Raw genomic sequence first — 4,620 nt, forward strand, 5'->3', positions numbered from 1 at the left:
GATTGGCGATGGGTTGTCGGCGCGCTGCTCATGCTCGCTAACTGGCCCTACACGATACTCGCCATCATGCCGACCAACAAAAAGATCGAAGCGATTCCCAACGATGAAGGCGGCACGGTATCCCGGACATTGATCATGCGCTGGGGGACGCTGCACGCGGTGCGCACCGGGCTGGGATGCGCCGCCACGCTTGCCTATCTCTGGGCGCTCAATTCCCAGGGCATCTGATCGCGGTTGGGGGCAGCTCATCCTTGGCTCTTGCAATTGGTCCGGCAATTGCCGATATGGAGGTTGGGAGGTTGGTGGTGGACGATCCACTCGCCAACCGGGTCAGGTCCGGAAGGAAGCAGCCCTAACGAGCCCGGAACGGGTCATTGTTCCAGCCTCCCGCCTCTTCGCCCTTCTCCGCGTCATTGACGGCGTTGCGCCGTGCGGGCGAAACTCGTTTCGCGGAATCGGCCCTGTGCGGTCGAGGCAGGGGCGCCAATACGAACGGGCGACGGGGCGAATGAGCGAAGCCGGACAGACCGAAAAGAGCAAGGACGGCGCTTACCGCGTTCTCGCGCGTAAATACCGCCCTGCGGATTTCTCAGCACTCGTCGGCCAGGAGCCGATGGTCCAGACGCTGACCAACGCGTTTTCCTCCGGCCGCATCGCCCAAGCCTGGATGCTGACCGGCGTTCGCGGTGTCGGCAAGACTACCACTGCCCGCATTCTCGCCCGCGCCCTCAACTACAAGACAGCTGACATCGACCGCCCGTCGGTCGACCTCACAGTGCTTGGCGAGCATTGCCAGGCGATCATGGAAGGCCGCCATGTCGACGTTATTGAGATGGACGCGGCGTCCCACACCGGCATCGACGACATCAGGGACATCATCGACCGCGTGCGTTATGCGCCCGTTTCGGCGCGCTACAAGGTCTACATCATCGACGAGGTGCACATGCTCTCGACGCAGGCCTTCAACGGCCTGCTGAAGACGCTTGAAGAGCCGCCTCCGCATGTGAAGTTCATCTTCGCCACCACCGAAATTCGCAAAGTGCCGATCACGGTCCTGTCGCGCTGCCAGCGCTTCGACCTGCGCCGCATCGATGCCGGCAAGCTTGTCGGCCACCTCCGCAACATTTCGGCGCAGGAAGGCATATCGGTCGAAGACGACGCACTGGCCATGGTCGCGCGTGCAGCCGAAGGGTCAGCGCGCGATTCGCTGTCGATTCTCGACCAGGCCATCGCCCATGGCGGCGGCAAGGTGACCACCGAAGCGGTGCGCGCCATGCTCGGCCTTGCCGACCGGGCGCGTGTCGTCGACCTGTTCGAAAACATCATGAAGGGCGACATCGCCGCCGCCCTTGGCGAACTGCGTGAACAGTATGACACCGGCGCCGATCCTGTAGCGGTGCTCAACGACCTTGCCGAGTTCACCCATCTGGTGACCCGCCTGCGCTTCGTGCCGTCGGCGGCCGACGACGCCTCGCTGTCGGAAGACGAGCGCAAGCGCGGCGTGGAATTTGCCCAGACCTTGTCGATTCGGGTGCTGTCGCGCGCCTGGCAGATGCTGCTCAAGGGCATTCCCGAAGTGCAGTCGTCCAACCGCCCGGTCAGCGCCGCCGAAATGGTGCTGATCCGGCTTGCCCATGCCGCCGACCTGCCGACGCTCGACGAGGCACTGAAATCGCTGGGCGATGCGTCGTTGCAGCCAGCACCTGGCCCCCGCAGCGGTGGTGCGGCTCCCGGCACAAGCAATGGCGGACCCGGCGCTTCGGCCGTGTCGCAGGCTCGCATGCCGGTCAGCAATGGCGGCGGCCAGGCGATGCGCCTGGTTGAAAGCGCGCCAGCGCCCACGGCCTTTGTCGCGCCAACGCCCGCGCCCGAACCGGTTGTCGATGCCGTGCCGGTGCGGTCGATTGCCGATCTGGCTGGCCTTGCTGAAGCCAATCGTGAAATGGCCTTCAAGGTGCTGATCAGGCGCGTCATGCGTCCAGTCCGTATCGAGCCCGGCCATATCGAGGTCAGCCTCACAGCGGACGCGCCGCGGACATTTCTCAACGACCTGACGATCAGGCTGAAGGCCTGGACCGGTCGGCACTGGATGGTGTCGCTATCGCGCGAGGAGGGCGGGCCAACGCTCGCCGAGATCGAGGCGAACAAGCGCGAGGTCGCCCTGACCGACGCGCGCGCCGACCCCACGGTGGCGGCGATATTGTCGCGCTTTCCCGGTGCGAAAATCATCGACGTGCGTCTTCCCACTGCGCCTGATGCACCCGATATCGACACAGAYATCGAGTTGCCGCCCGACCCGGGCGTGGACAATGACGATGACGATCCGTTCTGAGACGAAAGGAACAAGACGATGAAAGATTTGCTGGGCCTGATGAGCAAGGCGAAGGAAATGCAGGCCAAAATGCAGGCCATGCAGGAAGAGGTCGCCCTGATCGAAGCCACCGGCCAGTCCGGCGGCGGCATGGTTGTCGTCACGCTTTCGGGCAAGTCGGAAATGAAGTCGCTGAAGATCGACCCATCGCTGCTCAAGGAAGGTGAAGGCGAGATCCTCGAGGACCTGATCGTTGCCGCCCACAACGACGCCAAGGCCAAGGTCGAGGCGACGATGCAGGAAAAGACCAAGGCACTGACCGCCGGCCTGCCGATCCCGCCCGGCATGAAGCTGCCGTTCTGAGGCAGAGCGAATAGGGAATGGTGAGTAGGGAATAGTGTCGCGGCGCTTGATATTCAGGCGCTTACACTACTCGCTACTCACTCAAACTTCGTCACCACGCTGATCCCCAGTCCTTCGAACCTGTCCATCGCCATCAGCGCGGCGGGCGCTTCCTCAAGGCTGAGATGCTTGCCGACAAGCTTTTGCGGCCTGAGCTTGCCCGCCTCGATCATCTCCATCATCGCCTGGTAGCGGAACGCCTGCATGCCGTGACTGCCGAGGATTTCGAGCTCGTGGGCGATCACCTTGTCCATCGGGATTTTCGGGTGGTGGTGATCGCCGAGCATGAGGCCGACCTGGACATGGCGGCCGCGCCGGCGAAGATTGGCGATCGAGTTGAAGCAGGTGGTGGGGTGGCCAAGCGCGTCGAGCGACAAATGCGCGCCGCCCTTGGTGATCTCCCTGACCGCGCCAACAACGTCGCTCGTGCTTGACGCATTGATCGTCGCCAACGCCCCGACCTGCCTGGCGAACTCCAGCTTGTCGTCGGCAAGGTCGATGCCAATGACATTGGCGCCTGCGGCGGAGGCGATCATGATCGCCGACAGGCCGACGCCGCCGCAGCCGTGCACGGCGACCCATTCGCCCGGCTTGACGCGACCCTGGTCGACCACTGCGCGGAACGAGGTGACGAAGCGGCAGCCGAGGCTCGCTGCCGTCGCGAAATCGAGCGTTTCAGGCAGGCGCACCAGATTGGTGTCAGCGAAATCGACAGCGACATACTCTGCGAACGAGCCCCAGGCGGTGAAGCCCGGCTGGAACTGGTGTTCGCAGACCTGGTGGTTGCCCGAATTGCACTCGAAACAGTGCCCGCAACCGCCGACGAAGGGTATGGTGACGCGATCGCCGATCTTCCACTGCGTGACCTGATTGCCGAGTGCCGCGATCGTGCCGGCAAGTTCATGGCCTGGCACATGTGGAAGCACGATATCCGCGTCGTGTCCCATCCAGCCGTGCCAGTCGCTGCGGCACAGCCCCGTGGCCTCGACCTTGATCACCACGCCTGTCGGCGAGGGCGTCGGATCGGCAACATTTTGCACTCTCAGCGGCTGGCCGAACTGCTCGAACAAGACGGCTTTCACGGTTTTTTCCCTCCGCTCTTCAGGCGGCTCGCCCGGTCGGTTCCATTGGCTGTGGTTCGAGCATAGCGGCCGCACGTTGCGCAGGCGAGCCCGGCAAGGAGCCGCTTTTCGACCTGTGGCCATCATTTTGCCCGAAACTGGTCCATGCTGGCCCCTATTACGGGGACGTGGCGGGCATAGAGAGAGGGGGCGATTTTGGTCGCCAAAAGATGGAAGATGCCGATTTTGATCGGCGTCGTCGCATCCCCGTTCGTCGTGTCCGGTTGCACCACCAGCAAAATGGCCGACGGGGTCACCACCAGTTCTGTCCGCTCGGGATCCTACGCCTACACGGCGAAGGACAAGGAATGCTTGGCCCGCGCGATGTTCTTCGAATCGAACCGCTCCAGTCGCGACGGCCTTGTGGCTGTCGGCAGTGTTGTCATGAATCGGCTCAAATCGGGTGAATATGCCAACACGGTTTGCGGCGTGGTCGGCCAGAAGGGCCAGTTCGCGCCCGGCGTTTTGTCCAGGCGCATGGATTCGGCAGCGCTGCCCGATGTGCAGGCGGCAGCCGAAGCGGTGCTCAAGGGCGAGCGCCATCCGAAGGTGAAGGAAGAGGTCATGTTCTTCCACACGGCAGGGCTGAAATTCCCCTACAAGAACATGCATTACACCACCGTTGCCGGCGGCAATGCCTTCTATGAAAAGCGCGGCCGGCACCGCCTGCCAGCAGTTGCGGAGCCGGAAACGATGGTGGCGTCCGCCGACCAGCCGATATTGCCTGGCGTCGACGATTCGGCGCCTGCAACTGTCGCTTCCGCTGGTTCCGATGCGGCGCTGGCG

Annotated in this window: 5 protein-coding genes and 1 other RNA gene; 5 read left to right on the forward strand and 1 reads right to left on the reverse strand. The window is 63.4% G+C overall.

The annotated features are described in order from the left end of the window. From AC1DUU_RS23745 to AC1DUU_RS23760, 4 genes are all read left to right on the forward strand, one after another. On the forward strand, nt 1-228 hold a 228-nt coding region (locus AC1DUU_RS23745; RefSeq protein WP_476785839.1), incomplete at its 5' end, for an anthrone oxygenase family protein. 66 nt (nt 229-294) lie between these two features. After that, an RNA gene (gene ffs, locus AC1DUU_RS23750) (signal recognition particle sRNA small type) lies at nt 295-391 on the forward strand. Between the two features lie 117 nt (nt 392-508). Then, nucleotides 509-2,332, forward strand: coding sequence for a DNA polymerase III subunit gamma/tau (locus tag AC1DUU_RS23755; protein ID WP_476785840.1), 1,824 nt, complete (start codon nt 509-511; stop codon nt 2,330-2,332). An 18-nt stretch (nt 2,333-2,350) separates the two neighbouring features. Beyond that, a complete protein-coding gene (locus AC1DUU_RS23760) occupies nt 2,351-2,674 on the forward strand; it encodes a YbaB/EbfC family nucleoid-associated protein (RefSeq protein WP_476785841.1) in 324 nt (107 codons plus the stop codon). 77 nt (nt 2,675-2,751) lie between these two features. Here the strand turns inward: AC1DUU_RS23760 and AC1DUU_RS23765 are convergent, their stop codons facing one another. Continuing rightward, the gene (locus AC1DUU_RS23765; RefSeq protein WP_476785842.1) at nt 2,752-3,795 is read right to left on the reverse strand and encodes a zinc-dependent alcohol dehydrogenase family protein; all 1,044 of its coding nucleotides are present in this window, start codon (nt 3,793-3,795) and stop codon (nt 2,752-2,754) included. 216 nt (nt 3,796-4,011) lie between these two features. Here AC1DUU_RS23765 and AC1DUU_RS23770 point away from each other — a divergent pair. Further along, the coding region (locus tag AC1DUU_RS23770) for a cell wall hydrolase (protein WP_476785843.1) at nt 4,012-4,620 on the forward strand (609 nt) is incomplete at its 3' end.

The sequence above is a fragment of the Aminobacter sp. P4_H6_2 genome (genome assembly GCF_056400805.1).